The sequence below is a fragment of the Halomonas faecis genome (assembly GCF_010993975.1).
Classification (GTDB): Bacteria; Pseudomonadota; Gammaproteobacteria; order Pseudomonadales; family Halomonadaceae; genus Halomonas; species Halomonas faecis.
In genome coordinates, this window is the sequence record NZ_JAACZO010000058.1 from 26338 (window position 1) to 41200 (window position 14863).

The window sequence follows — 14863 nt, forward strand, 5'->3', positions numbered from 1 at the left end:
CCTCAACCCTAACCCGCTGAACCTCAACTCAACGTCAGGAGTAACATCATGGAAATGGTCTACATTGCTGCAGCCATCATCATCGGTCTGGGCGCTCTGGCCACCGGTATTGGCTTCGCTCTGCTGGGTGGCAAGCTGCTCGAGTCCACCGCTCGCCAACCCGAGCTGGGCGACCAGCTGCAGACCAAGACCTTCATCATGGCCGGCCTGCTCGACGCCGTGCCGATGATCGGTGTGGGTATCGCGATGTACCTGATCTTCGTTGTCGCCGGTTAACGTCCTTGCCGAGCGCTGAGGCGCTCGGTTTGCTCGTTTCCGGTCGCCACGAACCTGTCAGAGGTACATTCCCGTGAATATCAACATGACGCTAATCGGACAGACGCTCGCGTTCGCGATCTTTGTCTGGTTCTGTATCAAGTACGTGTGGCCGCCGATCAGCACGGCGCTCCATGAGCGCCAGAAGAAGATCGCTGATGGTCTCGATGCGGCCAGCCGGGCGTCACGTGACCTCGAGCTCGCCCAGGAGCAGGCGGCCGAGACGCTGCGCGAGAGCAAGGAGCAGGCGGCTGCGATTCTGGAACAAGCCAACAAGCGCTCTTCCCAGATCGTCGAGGAGGCCCGTGAGCAGGCTCGCGCCGAAGGCGAGCGCCTGGTGGCTGGTGCACGTGCCGAGATCGATCAGGAAATCCAACGTGCCAAGGACGAGCTGCGCGCCCAGGTGTCGCACCTCGCGGTGACCGGTGCCGAACGCGTCCTGGAAGCCTCCGTCGACGAGAAGGCCCATCGCAAGCTGCTCGACAAGCTTGCCGCCGAACTGTGAGGAGGTGACCCATGGCGGAACTGTCTACCGTCGCACGGCCCTACGCCAGGGCAGCGTTCGAGTATGCTCGCGATCACAAGGCGCTGGAACGTTGGTCCGAATGGCTGAATCAGCTGGGCCGGGTGGTCGCCGTCCGTGACGTTCAGAAGCTTCTGTCGAGTCCTAGCCTCACCACTGAACGCAAGGTGGCCCTGGTCGTCGAGCTGGCCGAAGTCAAGGTCGACGACAATGCCCAGCGTTTTTTGGGCACCTTGGGTGAAAAGGGTCGGCTGACCACGCTGACGTCGATCGCCGAGCAGTTCGAACGCCTGCGCGCCGAGCACGATAAGCGCATCGACGTCACCGTCGTTTCGGCCTACGACCTCGACGACAAGCAGCAGCAGAAGCTCGCCGGCGCGCTCAAGAAGCGCCTGAATCGCGAAATCTCCATTACCACTCAGGTGGAACCGAAGCTGATCGGGGGCGTCATCCTGCGCGCCGGCGACACCGTCATCGACGGGTCGGTGCGCGGTCGACTGAACCGCCTCTCCGAAGCTCTCACCGCTTGAGTCTGAGGGACATGGCATGCAGCAACTGAATCCATCAGAGATCAGCGACATCATCAAACAGCGTATCGAAAAGCTGGATGTCGCTTCCGAAGCCCGCAATCAGGGCACCATCGTCAGCGTCTCCGACGGCATCGTGAAGATTCACGGCCTCGAGGATGCGATGTTCGGTGAGATGATCGAATTCCCCGGCGGCATCTACGGCATGGTGCTCAACCTCGAGCGCGACTCCGTGGGTGCCGTGGTGCTGGGCGACTACCTGCAGCTCGAAGAGGGGATGACCGCCCAGTGTACCGGTCGCATCCTCGAGGTGCCGGTGGGCCCCGAACTGATCGGCCGCGTGGTCGATCCGCTGGGCACGCCCATCGACGGCAAGGGCGAGATCGACGCCAAGCTCACCGACGCGGTGGAGAAGGTCGCCCCGGGCGTCATCACCCGCCAGTCGGTGGATCAGCCGATCCAGACCGGCCTCAAGTCCATCGATGCCATGGTGCCGATCGGCCGTGGCCAGCGTGAGCTGATCATCGGCGACCGCCAGATCGGCAAGTCGGCCATCGCCGTCGACACCATCATCAACCAGAAGGGCAAGGACGTCACCTGCGTCTACGTGGCCATCGGCCAGAAGCAGTCGACCATTGCCCAGGTGGTGCGCAAGCTCGAAGAGCACGGTGCCATGGAGCACACCATCGTGGTGGCCGCCGGCGCCGCCGACCCGGCCCCGATGCAGTTCCTGGCGGCCTACTCCGGCTGCACCATGGGGGAGTATTTCCGTGACCGTGGCGAAGATGCGCTGATCGTCTACGATGACCTGTCCAAGCAGGCCGTGGCCTATCGTCAGGTGTCGTTGCTGTTGCGTCGCCCGCCCGGCCGCGAAGCCTACCCGGGTGACGTCTTCTATCTCCACTCGCGTTTGCTCGAGCGTGCCGCGCGGGTCAATGCCGAATACGTCGAGAAGTTCACGGACGGCAAGGTCAAGGGCAAGACCGGCTCGCTGACGGCCCTGCCGATCATCGAGACTCAGGGCGGCGACGTCTCGGCGTTCGTTCCGACCAACGTGATCTCGATCACCGACGGTCAGATCTTCCTCGAGACCAACCTCTTCAACTCGGGCATCCGTCCGGCCATCAACGCCGGCCTTTCGGTGTCGCGCGTGGGGGGGTCGGCGCAGACCAAGATCATCAAGAAGCTCGGCGGCGGCGTGCGTCTGGCCCTTGCCCAGTATCGTGAGCTGGCGGCTTTCTCCCAGTTCGCTTCCGATCTGGACGAAGCCACGCGCAAGCAGCTGGAGCACGGTCAGCGCGTCACCGAGCTGATGAAGCAGAACCAGTACTCGCCGATGTCCGTGGCCGAGATGGCGCTGTCCCTGTATGCCGCCAACGAAGGCTTCCTGGACGACGTCGAGGTCAACAAGGTGCTGGACTTCGAGCGTGCCCTGCGCGACTACATGAAGGCCGAGCACAGCGATCTGTTGGACAAGATCAACCAGACCGGCGACTACGACGACGAGATCCAGAAAGGACTGAAAGAGGGTCTCGAGAAGTTCAAGGCCACTCAGAGCTGGTAATGCCGCCGGCCCGCCCATACGGGCGGGCCCAGGACATTTTCTGAGGGTCACGAACGGAGTAGATCGCTATGGCAGCTGCAAAAGAGATACGCACCCAGATTGGGAGCATCAAGAATACGCAGAAGATCACCAGTGCCATGGAAATGGTCGCTGCGTCAAAGATGCGTAAAGTGCAAGACCTGATGAAGGCCAGCCAGCCTTACGCCAAGCAGATCCGCAACGTGGCAGCCCACATCGCCGACGCCAATCCCGAGTATCGTCACGACTACATGATCGAGCGCGACGAGGTGAAGCGAGTCGGTTTCATCGTGGTGTCCACCGACCGCGGCCTGTGTGGCGGTCTGAACCATAACCTGTTCAAGGCGGTGGTGAAGGATGCCAAGGCGTGGCACGACAAGGGAGCGGAGCTCGACTTCTGCGCCCTGGGCTCCAAGGCCGGTGCCTTCTTCCGCAACTACGGCGGCAATCTTGTCGCGGCGAAAAGCGGCCTGGGCGAAGCCCCCGAGGTCGAGGACCTGATCGGCAGCGTCAAGGTGATGCTCGACGCCTACGATGAAGGTCGTATCGATCGGCTTTACGTGGTGTACAACGAGTTCATCAACACCATGACGCAGAAGCCGGTGGTTCGTCAGCTGTTGCCGCTCACGCCCGGCATGGGCGTGGAGGAGGATCAGGACAATCAGCGTCCCGGTAGCTGGGACTACCTGTATGAGCCGGATGCCAAGGCGCTGCTGGATAGTCTGCTGGTTCGTTTCATCGAATCGCAGGTGTATCAGGCGGTGGTCGAGAACGGGGCCTGCGAACAGGCTGCCCGCATGATCGCCATGAAGAGTGCCACCGACAACGCCGGCGGTCTGATCGACGATCTGGAGATGGTGTACAACAAGGCCCGTCAGGCCGCCATCACCCAGGAAATTTCCGAGATCGTCGGGGGCGCCGCCGCCGTATAGCGCCAGGGGAGGGCTCGGTCCTCCCGGCAGGCAGGTTTCATTTGCAGGTACTTTGAGAGGAACCAAGATGAGCGGACGTATCGTACAAATCATCGGCGCGGTGATTGACGTAGAGTTTCCGCGGGACAATGTGCCCAAGGTCTACGACGCGTTGAAGGTCTCGACTGTCGAGACCATTCTCGAGACTCAGCAGCAGCTGGGTGACGGCGTGGTGCGTACCATCGCCATGGGCTCCACCGAGGGCCTCAAGCGGGGGATGGAGGTCGCCAACACCGGCGCTGCCATCTCCGTGCCGGTGGGCAAGGAGACCCTGGGCCGCATCATGAACGTGCTCGGCGAGCCCATCGACGAGGCCGGCGAGATCGGTGAAGCCGAGCGCATGCCGATCCACCGCAAGGCGCCGAGCTATGCCGATCAGGCGGCATCCAACGAACTGCTCGAGACCGGCATCAAGGTCATCGACCTGGTCTGCCCATTCGCCAAGGGCGGCAAGGTCGGCCTGTTCGGCGGCGCCGGCGTGGGCAAGACCGTCAACATGATGGAACTGATCCGCAACATCGCCACCGAGCACAGCGGTTATTCCGTGTTCGCCGGGGTCGGCGAGCGGACCCGTGAAGGTAACGACTTCTATCATGAGATGACCGAGTCCAACGTCATCGACAAAGTGTCGCTGGTCTACGGTCAGATGAACGAGCCGCCTGGCAACCGCCTGCGCGTGGCGCTGACGGGCCTGACCATCGCCGAGAAGTTCCGCGATGAAGGCCGTGACGTGCTGCTGTTCGTCGACAACATCTACCGCTACACACTGGCCGGGACCGAGGTATCGGCACTGCTGGGCCGGATGCCCTCGGCGGTGGGTTATCAGCCGACGCTGGCGGAAGAGATGGGCGTGCTTCAGGAGCGTATCACCTCGACCAAGACCGGCTCGATCACCTCCGTGCAGGCCGTCTACGTGCCCGCGGACGACCTGACCGACCCCTCGCCGGCCACGACGTTCTCGCACCTGGATGCCACCGTGGTACTGGCGCGCTCCATTGCGGAGCTGGGTATCTACCCGGCCATCGACCCGCTGGATTCCACGTCGCGCCAGCTCGATCCGCTGGTGGTCGGCGAAGAGCACTACAACACCGCACGCGGTGTGCAGAACGTGCTGCAGCGTTACAAGGAGCTCAAGGACATCATCGCCATCCTGGGCATGGACGAGCTGTCCGACGAGGACAAGCAGGCCGTGGCTCGGGCGCGCAAGATCCAGCGCTTCCTGTCGCAGCCGTTCTTCGTGGCGGAAGTCTTCACCGGCGCACCCGGCAAGTACGTGTCGCTGAAGGACACTATCCGCGGTTTCCAGGGTATTCTCGACGGCGAGTACGACGAGCTGCCCGAGCAGGCCTTCTACATGGTCGGCACCATCGACGAGGCCGTCGAGAAAGCCAACCAGATGAAGTAATCCCGTCCATCAGGGGGACTTCGCCATGGCGAACAGCTTCAAGTGCGAAATCGTCAGCGCCGAAGCGTCGATCTACTCGGGAGAAATCGAGCAGCTCATCGCTTCCGGGGTCATGGGCGATCTCGGCATCCTGCCCGGTCACGCCCCGCTGTTGACCCAGCTGCAGCCGGGACCGATCCGAGTGATCCACGATGACGGCAAAGAAGAGAACTACTACGTTTCGGGAGGCTTTCTGGAAGTCCAGCCCGACGTGGTGACCGTGCTCGCCGATTCGGCGGCGCGTGCCAATGATCTCGACGAGGCGTCGGCCGAAGAAGCGCGTCAGCATGCGCTGAAGGCATTCAACGACAAGTCGGCCGAGCTGGACTACAGCCGTGCCGCAGCCGAACTCGCCGAGGCGGTGGCTCAACTGCGCACCATTCAGCAGCTGCGCAAGAAGGCTGGCAAAGGCTAGACGCCAGATCGTCGCGAGCGCGCGGCCGGTCCGTGATGGCGCCCTCCGAACACTGTTCGGGGGGCGTTTTCTCGTCTGCTATGATGGCGGAACTGGACCGGACGTTCCCGGCTCCCAGCCGTCTTACCGCCTGGATGCGGTGCACCCCGCGGTGGCAGGAGGAAGCCCATGTCGTTGAGCGAAACGCTTCAGGAACACCGGGAGGCTCTGCTTTCCGCCCTGGAAGAAGGGCGTCATGAGTCTCTCGACGAGCAGCTGCCGGAGCTGCGCGCCGCGGACCTGGCCGAAATCCTCGAGGAACTGCTCGAAGAGGATGAGGGCCTGGGGAGGGTGCTCGCGCTGTTCGATTGCCTGCCTATCGAGCGGCGAGCCAACGTGCTCGGCTATCTGCCGGGGGACGAGCAGTTGGTCATTGCCGAGGCGATGTCCGACGAAACGCTGCTCAAGGTACTCGAAGAGATGGGCTCGGACGAGCGAGCCGACCTTTTCAATCTGCTCGACGAGGATCGACGCGAGGGATTGTTGCGACGCATGGCGCGTCAGGAGCGCGAGGATCTCAAGCGTCTGGCCAGCTACGAGGAAGGCACTGCCGGGGCCATCATGACCTCGGATTACGTGGCGATTCCCTGCGGCATGACGGTTTCCCAGGCGATGATGCGGGTACGCCAGACCGCACCGGATGCGGAAACGGTCTATCAGCTTTACATCGTCGATGCGGATGGGCGACTGGCCGGCACGCTGTCGTTGCGTCAGTTGATGGTGGCACGCCCCGGAGCCCAGGTCGACGATCTGATGATCAAGGACGTGATCAGCGTGCCGGTGGATGAAGCCCAGGAAGAGGTGGCGCGTCTGGTCGCCCGCTACGATCTGCTGGCGGTACCGGTGGTCGATGCCGACGAGCGGCTAATCGGCATCGTCACCCATGACGATGCCATGGACGTGGCCGAGTCGGAGGCCACCGAAGACATCCACAAGGGGATGTCGATCGGCCAGCTCGAGGATGGCGTGAGCCGGGTCCCGTTATGGAGCCTCTATCGTAAGCGGGTGACCTGGCTGGTTCTGCTGGTGTTCGCCAACCTCTTTTCCGGGGCCGGGATTGCCTATTTCGAAGAGACCATCGCTGCCCAGGTCGCACTGGTGTTCTTCCTGCCGCTGTTGATCGGTAGCGGCGGCAACGCTGGCGCCCAGGCGGCCACCCTGATGGTGCGCGGCATGGCCACCGGCGACGTGGGTGTTAAGGATTGGGGCAAGCTGCTCGGGCGCGAGCTGCTGGTGGCGGGGTCGCTGGGGCTGACCATGGCGTTGGCGGTAGCTCCCATCGGTGTCATGCGGGGCGGTGAGGCCGTGGCGATGATCGTGGCCTTGAGCATGGTGGTCATCGTGCTGTTCGGCAGCCTGATCGGCATGTGTCTACCCTTCGTGCTCGATCGCTTGGGCTGGGATCCGGCTACCGCCTCGGCGCCGCTGGTGACGACGCTGATTGATGCTACTGGCGTGCTGATCTATTTCACCATCGCGACCGCTTTGCTCACCTAGCACGCCATGAGTGAGGCGTCGTCGGGTCACTGGCGGCGCGGGTGACGAACAGCACCTCGACGTTGCCCAGCCACTCGATGTCGCTGGCTAGCGCCTTGAGTTGACTGGCCAGGCATTGCGGCGGCTGATGGATATCATCGCCGACCACCAGCGAGACGGAGACCTTGCCGTTCAGGTAGTGCAGCTGCAGATCGGTCAGGGTGCGCCAGACCGGATGTTTGTACCAGCGTTCGTCCAGGGCGGCCTCGACCTCCGGACGCAGCGGTAGGCCGGGGAAGCGGCTGGGATCGCCTTCGCCAGCGTCGTCCTCAGGGTCGATGTGGAAGATCACGTCGGTCAGAGCGGGAAAGGCGCGGCGAAGCCGCCGGCTCACCTCGTTGCCGATCTCGTGGGCTTCGGAGACGCTCACCTTGGGGCCGACGACGATATGCAGATCGACCATCACCCAGCCCGCGGACTGGCGGGTACGCAGATCGTGGACGCTGTCGACGCCCGGTACGCTGCAGGCTACCTCGTGCATGCGCTGCTGGGCGTCCTCCGGCAGAGCGGTGTCGACCAGCTCGCGGGCCGATTCCCAGAGCAGATCCCAACCCACCTTGCCCACCAGCAGGCCCACCACCACCGCGGCGATGGCGTCGAGCCAGCCGGCGCCAAGCTGGGCGCCGATCAAGGCGACTAACACCACGGCGGTGGAAAGCGCATCGGAACGCGAGTGCCAAGCATTGGCCTCGAGCAGTCGCGAGCTGACACGCTTGGCCACCCGCAGGGTATATTGGAAAATCCACTCCTTGGCGAGCAGTGCCGCGACGGCCAGCAGCATTGCCCAAATGCCCGGTGCGGGAATGCTGGTGCCGACGAGAAGGCGCTGCAGGCTGGACCAGGCGATGGCCCCGGCCACGAAGATCAGCACGCTGCCCAGCAGCAGCGTGGCCAGCGTCTCGATGCGCCCATGGCCGTAGTGATGGTCCTGGTCGGGATCCTGGCGACCGTAGTGGGTGGCCGCCAGGACGAAACCGTCGGTGACCAGGTCGGAGAAGGAGTGAATGCCGTCGGCGATCAGAGCCGCCGACCCGACCAGCAAGCCGACGATGACCTTGGCCAGCCCCAGGGTGCCATCGATCCAGGCGCCGATTAGGGTGACACGCTTGGCATCGCGAATCTGCTCGTTTCGGTCGGTCAAGGAGTGATCGCTCGCACTCATGGTGGCTACCGGTGGGTCGCGTCCTGGTCGATAGGGCGGACAATGTGGACTCATTTGGTCGGAATTTTCGCATTACCGCAAGCTGAATTGAAGGGGAAAGGGCTCCGCCACGCTGCATGGCGGACAGCGTGGCGCCGGACGTGTATCCTCTTGCGCGTCACATGGGTCTGCGCTCACACGGGTAGGGAAGTGCCACATGGATTGGCTACAGGTCGTCATTCTCGCTGTCTTTCAAGGGCTGACCGAGTTCCTCCCGATCTCCAGTTCCGCCCATCTGATTCTGGTGCCCAGGCTGACCGGCTGGGAAGATCAGGGACTGGCCTTCGACGTGGCTCTGCACCTGGGCAGCCTGGCTGCGGTGGTGGCTTACTTTCGCGAGGAGCTCATGCGCATGGCCCGCGCCTGGTGGGCTTCGTTTTCCGCTGCCGACGTCGATCGGGATGCCCGGCTGGCCTGGTGGGTGGTGCTGGCCACCGTGCCGGTATGCATCGTTGGCCTGCTGTTTCGCGATGACATCGCTCTAGGCATGCGCTCTCCGCTGCTGATCGCTGCCACGCTGATCGGTTTCGGTCTATTGCTGGCCTATGCGGACTGGGGGCATCGCGGCGAGCGCAGCGAATACCAGCTTTCCCTGAGGGATGCTCTGTTCATCGGTTTTGCCCAGGCGCTGGCGTTGATTCCCGGGACCTCTCGCTCGGGCATCACTATCACTGCAGCGCTGCTGCTCGGGCTGAGCCGCGAAGCGTCGGCGCGCTTCTCCTTTCTGCTGTCGATTCCGGTGATCCTGCTGGCCGGCGGCTTGGAAACCGTGGGCCTGATCCAGCAACCCCAGTACATCGACTGGCTGTCGTTGACGCTTGGCACGCTGCTCTCCGGCATCAGCGCTTACCTGTGCATTCACTATTTTCTGGCTTTCATTCGGCGTATCGGCATGCAGCCCTTCGTGGTCTATCGCCTGGCGCTTGGTGGTTGGCTACTGTGGCTCTATTGGGTCTGATACTCGTCTCCTGTCCATTCGTGAGGAATCGTCATGCTTGCGTTCAATCGTTTCGCTCTGATGGTGGGAATGCTGGCATTGCTGGCCGGCTGTTCGGAAAGCGACCGGCCATTGGAGTCGCCGGTGCGCCTGGAGGGTGCCATCTTCGGGACGTTCTACCAGGTAACCATGGCCGATTCGCTGACGGTGGGTGAGGTACGGGACCTGGAAGAGGGCATCGAAGCGGTGTTGAAAGACGTCGATGCCAGCATGTCCACTTATCGTGACGATTCCGAGCTTTCTGACTTCAACTCGGCTCCGGTCGGCGAGTGGCAACCGCTGTCCAGCGAATTGATTGAGGTGCTCGCCATCAGTGAGTCGGTGGCCGAGGCCAGCGGCGGCGCTTTCGACGTCACCATCGGCGGACTGGTCAACCTGTGGAGCTTCGGGCCCGAGGCGCGTCCCCGCGAAGTGCCGGACGAGACGACATTGCGCGAACGCTTGGCCGAGATCGGGCCCGACAGCCTGGAAGTCGAGCCCGAACGGCAGCGTGCCAGGCGAGTGCGCGACGTCTTCGTCGATCTCTCCGCGGTCGCCAAGGGGCATGCCACCGACCGGGTGGCGGAGTATCTGGCCAGCGAGGGCATCGAGCACTACCTGGTCAATCTGGGCGGCGATCTTAGGGTGGCCGGATGGCGCGACGGCGAGGCCGAACCCTGGCGCATCGGCATCGAGGCGCCCCTCGACGACCGCCAGGAGGCGACCCATGTCGTTCCGCTGCACGATATCTCGGTGGCGACCTCGGGCGACTATCGCAACTTCTTCGAAGAAGAGGGGCAGCGCTACTCGCATACCCTCGATCCTCGCAACGGCCGTCCCATCGCCCATGGTCTGGCTTCCGTCACCGTGGCGCATCCCTCCAATGCCTGGGCGGATGCCTGGGCCACGGCATTGAGCGTGCTCGGCGAAGAGGAAGGCATGGCGCTGGCCCGCCGGGAAGGGCTGGCGGTACTGATGCTGGTGCGCCGTAGCGACGCCTGGGAGAGCTGGGTGAGCCCGGCCTTCGTCGAGACGTTCGGCGAGGAACGGGTCGATGAACTGGGTGTGGAGGTGCGGCGCTGATGGGCGGGTGTAAACTGACAGCCGATGAACGCGATCCGATCAATGAACCGACGAGGAGTCCCGATGAGCCTTGACGTGGTGATTCTGGCGGCCGGACAGGGCACACGCATGCGCTCCAGCCGGCCCAAGGTGCTGCACCGCCTGGCCGGCAAGCCGATGGTGCGCCATGTGCTCGATACCGCAGGCCAGCTGGCTGCCGACCGACTGCACGTGGTGGTGGGGCATGGCGCCGAGGCCGTGCGCGAGGCGCTGGCCGACACGCCCGTGCACTTCGCGCTGCAGGCCGAACAGAAGGGCACCGGGCATGCCGTGGCCCAGACGCTGGAGGCGCTGGGGCAGGGCAAGGTGCTGGTGCTGTATGGCGATGTACCGTTGATTCGCCGTGACACCCTGGCCGCGTTGCTCGCCGAGGTCAGCGACTCGCGCCTGGCGCTGTTGACCGTGACGCTGGACGATCCGACGGGGTATGGACGCGTGCTGCGCAATGCGGACGGTGAGGCGGTGGCTATCGTCGAGCACAAGGACGCCAGCGAACGCGAACGTGCCGTGCGCGAGTGCAATACTGGCATCATGGCCATGACCGCTGCCCAGCTGCGTCGCTGGCTGCCGCGACTCTCCGCCGACAACGCCCAGGGCGAGTACTACCTCACCGACATCATCGCCATGGCGGCGGCCGAAGGGGTGGGCATCGCCACCGCTCGGCCCAGCGATGCGCTGGAGGTGGAGGGCGTCAACGACCGACTGCAGATGGCGCGTCTCGAGCGTGCCCACCAGGCGCGGCTCGCCGAGGGGCTGATGCGCGACGGGGTGGCCCTGGCCGATCCGGCACGGCTCGATGTGCGCGGGCAGCTGCGCTGCGGCCATGATGTGGAGATCGACGTGGGCTGCATCTTCGAAGGCGAAGTCGAGCTCGGCGAGGGGGTGCGCATCGGTGCCCACTGCGTGATCCGCGATAGCCACATCGGTGCCGAGACGCAGATCGAGCCGCATAGCGTCATCGACGGAGCGGTGATTGCCGGCCATGCGCGCATCGGCCCCTTCGCCCGGCTGCGGCCCGGCTCGCGCCTGGCGGTGGGCGCCAAGGTGGGCAACTTCGTCGAAACCAAGAACGTTGAGGTGGGCGAGGGCAGCAAGATCAATCACCTGAGCTATGTGGGCGACGCCCGCCTGGGGCGCGGGGTCAACGTGGGCGCCGGCACCATCACCTGCAACTACGACGGTGCCCACAAGCACCGTACCGTGATCGGCGACGACGCCTTCATCGGTTCCAACACCGCCTTGGTGGCGCCGGTCAGCGTCGGTCAGGGAGCCACCGTGGGCGCCGGGTCGACGATCAGCAAGGACGTCGCGGACAATGCCCTGGCCGTCTCTAGGGCCCGCCAGGTGAGCAAGGCCGACTGGCCGCGACCCAGCAACGCCAAACAGCAATAGGAGAGGCACCATGTGTGGCATCGTCGGGGCAGTGGCCCAGCGCAACGTGGAAGGCATTCTGCTCGAGGGGCTCAAGCGACTGGAGTATCGTGGCTACGATTCGGCCGGCATGGCAGTGCTGTCCGGCGAGGGCCGACTGCAGCGCAGCCGGGCGGTGGGCAAGGTAGCGGCTCTGGAAGCGTGCCTCGATAGCGAGCCCATGGCGGGGCGCTGCGGTATCGCACACACGCGCTGGGCGACCCATGGTAGGCCCACCGAGGATAACGCCCATCCGCACCTCTCGGGCGAGCGGCTCGCCGTGGTGCACAACGGCATCATCGAGAACCACGAGACCCTGCGTGAAGAACTCCTCGCGGCGGGGTATCGCTTCACCTCGCAGACCGATACCGAAGTGGTGGCCCACCTGATCGACCGCGATTACTGCCAGACCCATGATCTGCTGACCGCGGTGCAGCGCAGCCTGGCGCGCCTCGAAGGTGCCTACGCACTGGCGGTCATGCATGCCGACGAACCCGGCGTGGTGATCGGCGCTCGTCAGGGCAGCCCGCTAGTCGTCGGGGTGGGCATCGACGAGGCCTTTCTCGGCTCCGATCCGCTGGCGCTGCTGCAGGTCACCGATCGCTTCGTTTATCTGCAAGAGGGCGATGTGGTGCGCCTCGCCGATGGCGGCCACATCGACGTCTACGATACGGCCGGCCACGCGGTCGAACGCGAGGTGGATACCTTCGAGCATGGCGACGGTGCCGCCAGCAAGGGCGAGTATCGTCATTTCATGCTCAAGGAGATTCACGAGCAGCCGGCGGTGATTGCCTCGGCCCTGGAAGGGCGTCTGGGCGACCGCGCCGTACTGGTGGAAAGCTTCGGGCCCGAAGCGCGGGCACTGTTCGAGCGCGTCAAGCAGATCCATATCGTCGCCTGCGGTACCAGCTATCATGCCGGTCTGGTGGCGCGTTACTGGCTGGAGCGCTATGCCGGCCTGCCGGTGCAGGTGGAGGTCGCCTCCGAGTATCGCTATCGGCAGGTGGTCGTTCCCGAAGACACCCTGTTCGTGACGCTATCCCAGTCCGGCGAAACCGCCGACACCTTGGCAGCGTTGCGCTTCGCCCGCGAGAAGGGCTATCTGGCCAGTCTGGCGATCTGCAACGTGCCGGGCAGTTCCCTGGTGCGAGAATCCGACCTGACGCTGATGACCCAGGCGGGACCGGAGATCGGCGTGGCCTCCACCAAGGCGTTCACCACCCAGTTGGCGGCCTTGATGCTGCTGACTCTGGCGCTGGGCCGCAGTCATGGGCTCGACGAGGGGATCCAAAGCGAACTGGTCAATGCCCTGCGCGGCTTGCCTCGACTGGTGGAGCGGGTTCTGGCGCTCGACGAACGCATCGAGGCGCTGTCGACGGCCTTCGCCGAAAAGCACCATGCGCTTTTCCTGGGACGTGGAGCGCACTTCCCGATCGCCCTGGAAGGGGCGCTGAAGCTCAAGGAAATCTCCTACATCCACGCCGAAGCCTATCCTGCCGGGGAGCTCAAGCACGGCCCTCTGGCCCTGGTCGACAGCGAGATGCCGGTGATCGCGGTGGCGCCCAACGATGAGCTGCTCGACAAGCTCAAGTCCAACCTTCAGGAAGTGCGGGCGCGTGGCGGTGAGCTGTACGTGTTCGCCGACGAGCAGGTGAGCCTGGCCGAGGAACCGGGCATTCGCGTGCTCCATCTGCCCCACGTGCACGAGGCGCTGGCACCGCTGCTCTACACCTTGCCGCTGCAGCTGCTCAGCTATCATGTGGCGGTGCTCAAGGGCACCGACGTCGATCAGCCGCGAAACCTGGCCAAATCCGTCACCGTGGAGTGACGCGTGGCCACCTGCCAGCCCCAAGCGTGTCTCCGACTGGGGCTGCCCATGTGGGCCAATGCCGACTGGCGAGGCACGCTCTACCCGCCCCACGCAGGCAGCGACGGCCACCTGGCGGATTATGCCCGGGTCTTTTCCGCCGTGGAGGGCAATACCACCTTCTATAGCGGAGCTCCGCGACCGGAGACGGTCGCGGCCTGGGCCCGCCAGACGCCGCCGCACTTCCGCTTCTGCTTCAAATTGCCGGCGTTGCTGACCCATCGGCGGCGTCTGGTCGGTGTCGGCAGCGCGGTCGACGCTTTCCTGGAGGCCCTCGCTCCCCTGCACGATCGATTGGGTCCGGTGATGGTGCAGCTGCCGAGGGATTTCGGCGCCGACGAACTGCCGCAGCTGGAATCGCTGCTCTCCCGCTGGCCTGCGGCCATTCCCTGTGGCGTGGAAGGGCGTCACCGGGATTTTTTCCACAAGGGGATGGCCGAGCAGGCATTCAACCGATTGTTGATAACTCATGGCGTCAACCGCGTGATGCTTGACGTTCGCCCGCTCTTCGCGCCACCGCATGAAGATCGTTCAGGGTTGGCCAAGGCCCGACAAGAGAAGCCAAAATGCCCATTACACGTGCTTTCCACGGCAACTGAGCCGGTGGTGCGCTTCATCGGGCATAGTGAAGAGGCAACCAATCTGGCGCGATTCCAGCCGTGGATCGACCAGTTCGCCCTGTGGATAAAACAGGGGAAAACCCCTTTTCTCTTTGTGCACACCCCGGATAACCGTCAGGCCCCGCAGCTTGCCAGAGCGCTGTACTCCCAGCTGTCCGGCGCTCTCGACCTGCCAGCGTTGGCGGACTTCGCTGGCGAAAAACAGCCCCCGCTTTTCTAAGCGACTGTCGGACCCGACACGGGCGGCCGCGAAATCCGAACGACTCATCACGATCGGCTAAATCCGGCAGTCCCTGGGTTTTCCTCAATCCCGAA

14 protein-coding genes are annotated in these 14863 nt (G+C 64.1%); 13 read left to right on the plus strand and 1 reads right to left on the minus strand.

The features are described 5' to 3' along the window. The first annotated feature begins 48 nt into the window (after positions 1-48). From atpE to mgtE, 8 genes are all read left to right on the plus strand, one after another. Positions 49-276 carry a F0F1 ATP synthase subunit C gene (atpE, locus tag GFD32_RS18125; protein ID WP_089682691.1) on the plus strand — a complete coding sequence of 76 codons (228 nt, stop codon included), beginning with the start codon at positions 49-51 and terminating at the stop codon, positions 274-276. Positions 277-349: 73 nt separating this feature from the next. Then, complete coding sequence (locus GFD32_RS18130) at positions 350-820, plus strand: F0F1 ATP synthase subunit B (RefSeq protein ID WP_163577983.1); 471 nt, start codon at positions 350-352, stop codon at positions 818-820. 11 nt (positions 821-831) lie between these two features. Further along, on the plus strand, positions 832-1368 hold the full coding sequence (locus GFD32_RS18135; RefSeq protein WP_163577984.1) for a F0F1 ATP synthase subunit delta: 537 nt from the start codon (positions 832-834) through the stop codon (positions 1366-1368). 16 nt (positions 1369-1384) lie between these two features. After that, a complete protein-coding gene (gene atpA / locus GFD32_RS18140) occupies positions 1385-2929 on the plus strand; it encodes a F0F1 ATP synthase subunit alpha (RefSeq protein ID WP_163577985.1) in 1545 nt (514 codons plus the stop codon). A 68-nt stretch (positions 2930-2997) separates the two neighbouring features. Further along, a complete protein-coding gene (atpG, locus tag GFD32_RS18145; RefSeq protein ID WP_163577986.1) occupies positions 2998-3879 on the plus strand; it encodes a F0F1 ATP synthase subunit gamma in 882 nt (293 codons plus the stop codon). Positions 3880-3946: 67 nt separating this feature from the next. Continuing rightward, positions 3947-5323: a F0F1 ATP synthase subunit beta gene (gene atpD / locus GFD32_RS18150; RefSeq protein ID WP_163577987.1), complete on the plus strand. Its 1377-nt coding sequence runs from the start codon at positions 3947-3949 to the stop codon at positions 5321-5323. Between the two features lie 25 nt (positions 5324-5348). Further along, positions 5349-5777 (plus strand): F0F1 ATP synthase subunit epsilon, encoded by a 429-nt coding sequence (locus GFD32_RS18155; RefSeq protein WP_163577988.1) that lies wholly within the window; start codon positions 5349-5351, stop codon positions 5775-5777. Positions 5778-5945: 168 nt separating this feature from the next. Beyond that, entirely contained in the window at positions 5946-7313 is a 1368-nt protein-coding gene (gene mgtE, locus GFD32_RS18160) for a magnesium transporter (protein WP_163577989.1), read from the plus strand. On the opposite strand, the gene GFD32_RS18165 is transcribed toward mgtE, so the two are convergent. Further along, complete coding sequence (locus tag GFD32_RS18165; RefSeq protein WP_163577990.1) at positions 7306-8514, minus strand: cation diffusion facilitator family transporter; 1209 nt, start codon at positions 8512-8514, stop codon at positions 7306-7308. The two genes, mgtE and GFD32_RS18165, sit on opposite strands and share 8 nt — an antisense overlap. 196 nt (positions 8515-8710) lie before the next feature. On the opposite strand from GFD32_RS18165, the gene GFD32_RS18170 reads away from it, so the two are divergent. From GFD32_RS18170 to GFD32_RS18190, 5 genes are all read left to right on the plus strand, one after another. Beyond that, positions 8711-9511: an undecaprenyl-diphosphate phosphatase gene (locus GFD32_RS18170; protein WP_163577991.1), complete on the plus strand. Its 801-nt coding sequence runs from the start codon at positions 8711-8713 to the stop codon at positions 9509-9511. A 33-nt stretch (positions 9512-9544) separates the two neighbouring features. After that, positions 9545-10612: an FAD:protein FMN transferase gene (locus GFD32_RS18175; RefSeq protein ID WP_163577992.1), complete on the plus strand. Its 1068-nt coding sequence runs from the start codon at positions 9545-9547 to the stop codon at positions 10610-10612. A 63-nt stretch (positions 10613-10675) separates the two neighbouring features. After that, positions 10676-12043: a bifunctional UDP-N-acetylglucosamine diphosphorylase/glucosamine-1-phosphate N-acetyltransferase GlmU gene (gene glmU, locus GFD32_RS18180; RefSeq protein ID WP_163577993.1), complete on the plus strand. Its 1368-nt coding sequence runs from the start codon at positions 10676-10678 to the stop codon at positions 12041-12043. 10 nt (positions 12044-12053) lie between these two features. Continuing rightward, a complete protein-coding gene (glmS, locus tag GFD32_RS18185) occupies positions 12054-13889 on the plus strand; it encodes a glutamine--fructose-6-phosphate transaminase (isomerizing) (protein ID WP_163577994.1) in 1836 nt (611 codons plus the stop codon). A gap of 48 nt (positions 13890-13937) precedes the next feature. After that, on the plus strand, positions 13938-14768 hold the full coding sequence (locus tag GFD32_RS18190; protein WP_163577995.1) for a DUF72 domain-containing protein: 831 nt from the start codon (positions 13938-13940) through the stop codon (positions 14766-14768). The last annotated feature ends 95 nt before the right edge of the window (positions 14769-14863 follow it).

What these genes read in the sequence shown, in the direction of transcription:
- atpE (WP_089682691.1), top strand. Translation starts at nt 49, where the DNA reads ATGGAAATGGTCTACATTGCTGCAGCCATCATCATCGGTCTGGGCGCT.
- GFD32_RS18135 (WP_163577984.1), top strand. Translation starts at nt 832, where the DNA reads ATGGCGGAACTGTCTACCGTCGCACGGCCCTACGCCAGGGCAGCGTTC.
- atpA (WP_163577985.1), top strand. Translation starts at nt 1,385, where the DNA reads ATGCAGCAACTGAATCCATCAGAGATCAGCGACATCATCAAACAGCGT.
- atpG (WP_163577986.1), top strand. Translation starts at nt 2,998, where the DNA reads ATGGCAGCTGCAAAAGAGATACGCACCCAGATTGGGAGCATCAAGAAT.
- atpD (WP_163577987.1), top strand. Translation starts at nt 3,947, where the DNA reads ATGAGCGGACGTATCGTACAAATCATCGGCGCGGTGATTGACGTAGAG.
- GFD32_RS18155 (WP_163577988.1), top strand. Translation starts at nt 5,349, where the DNA reads ATGGCGAACAGCTTCAAGTGCGAAATCGTCAGCGCCGAAGCGTCGATC.
- mgtE (WP_163577989.1), top strand. Translation starts at nt 5,946, where the DNA reads ATGTCGTTGAGCGAAACGCTTCAGGAACACCGGGAGGCTCTGCTTTCC.
- GFD32_RS18165 (WP_163577990.1), bottom strand. Translation starts at nt 8,514, where the DNA reads ATGAGTGCGAGCGATCACTCCTTGACCGACCGAAACGAGCAGATTCGC.
- GFD32_RS18170 (WP_163577991.1), top strand. Translation starts at nt 8,711, where the DNA reads ATGGATTGGCTACAGGTCGTCATTCTCGCTGTCTTTCAAGGGCTGACC.
- GFD32_RS18175 (WP_163577992.1), top strand. Translation starts at nt 9,545, where the DNA reads ATGCTTGCGTTCAATCGTTTCGCTCTGATGGTGGGAATGCTGGCATTG.
- glmU (WP_163577993.1), top strand. Translation starts at nt 10,676, where the DNA reads ATGAGCCTTGACGTGGTGATTCTGGCGGCCGGACAGGGCACACGCATG.
- glmS (WP_163577994.1), top strand. Translation starts at nt 12,054, where the DNA reads ATGTGTGGCATCGTCGGGGCAGTGGCCCAGCGCAACGTGGAAGGCATT.
- GFD32_RS18190 (WP_163577995.1), top strand. Translation starts at nt 13,938, where the DNA reads ATGTGGGCCAATGCCGACTGGCGAGGCACGCTCTACCCGCCCCACGCA.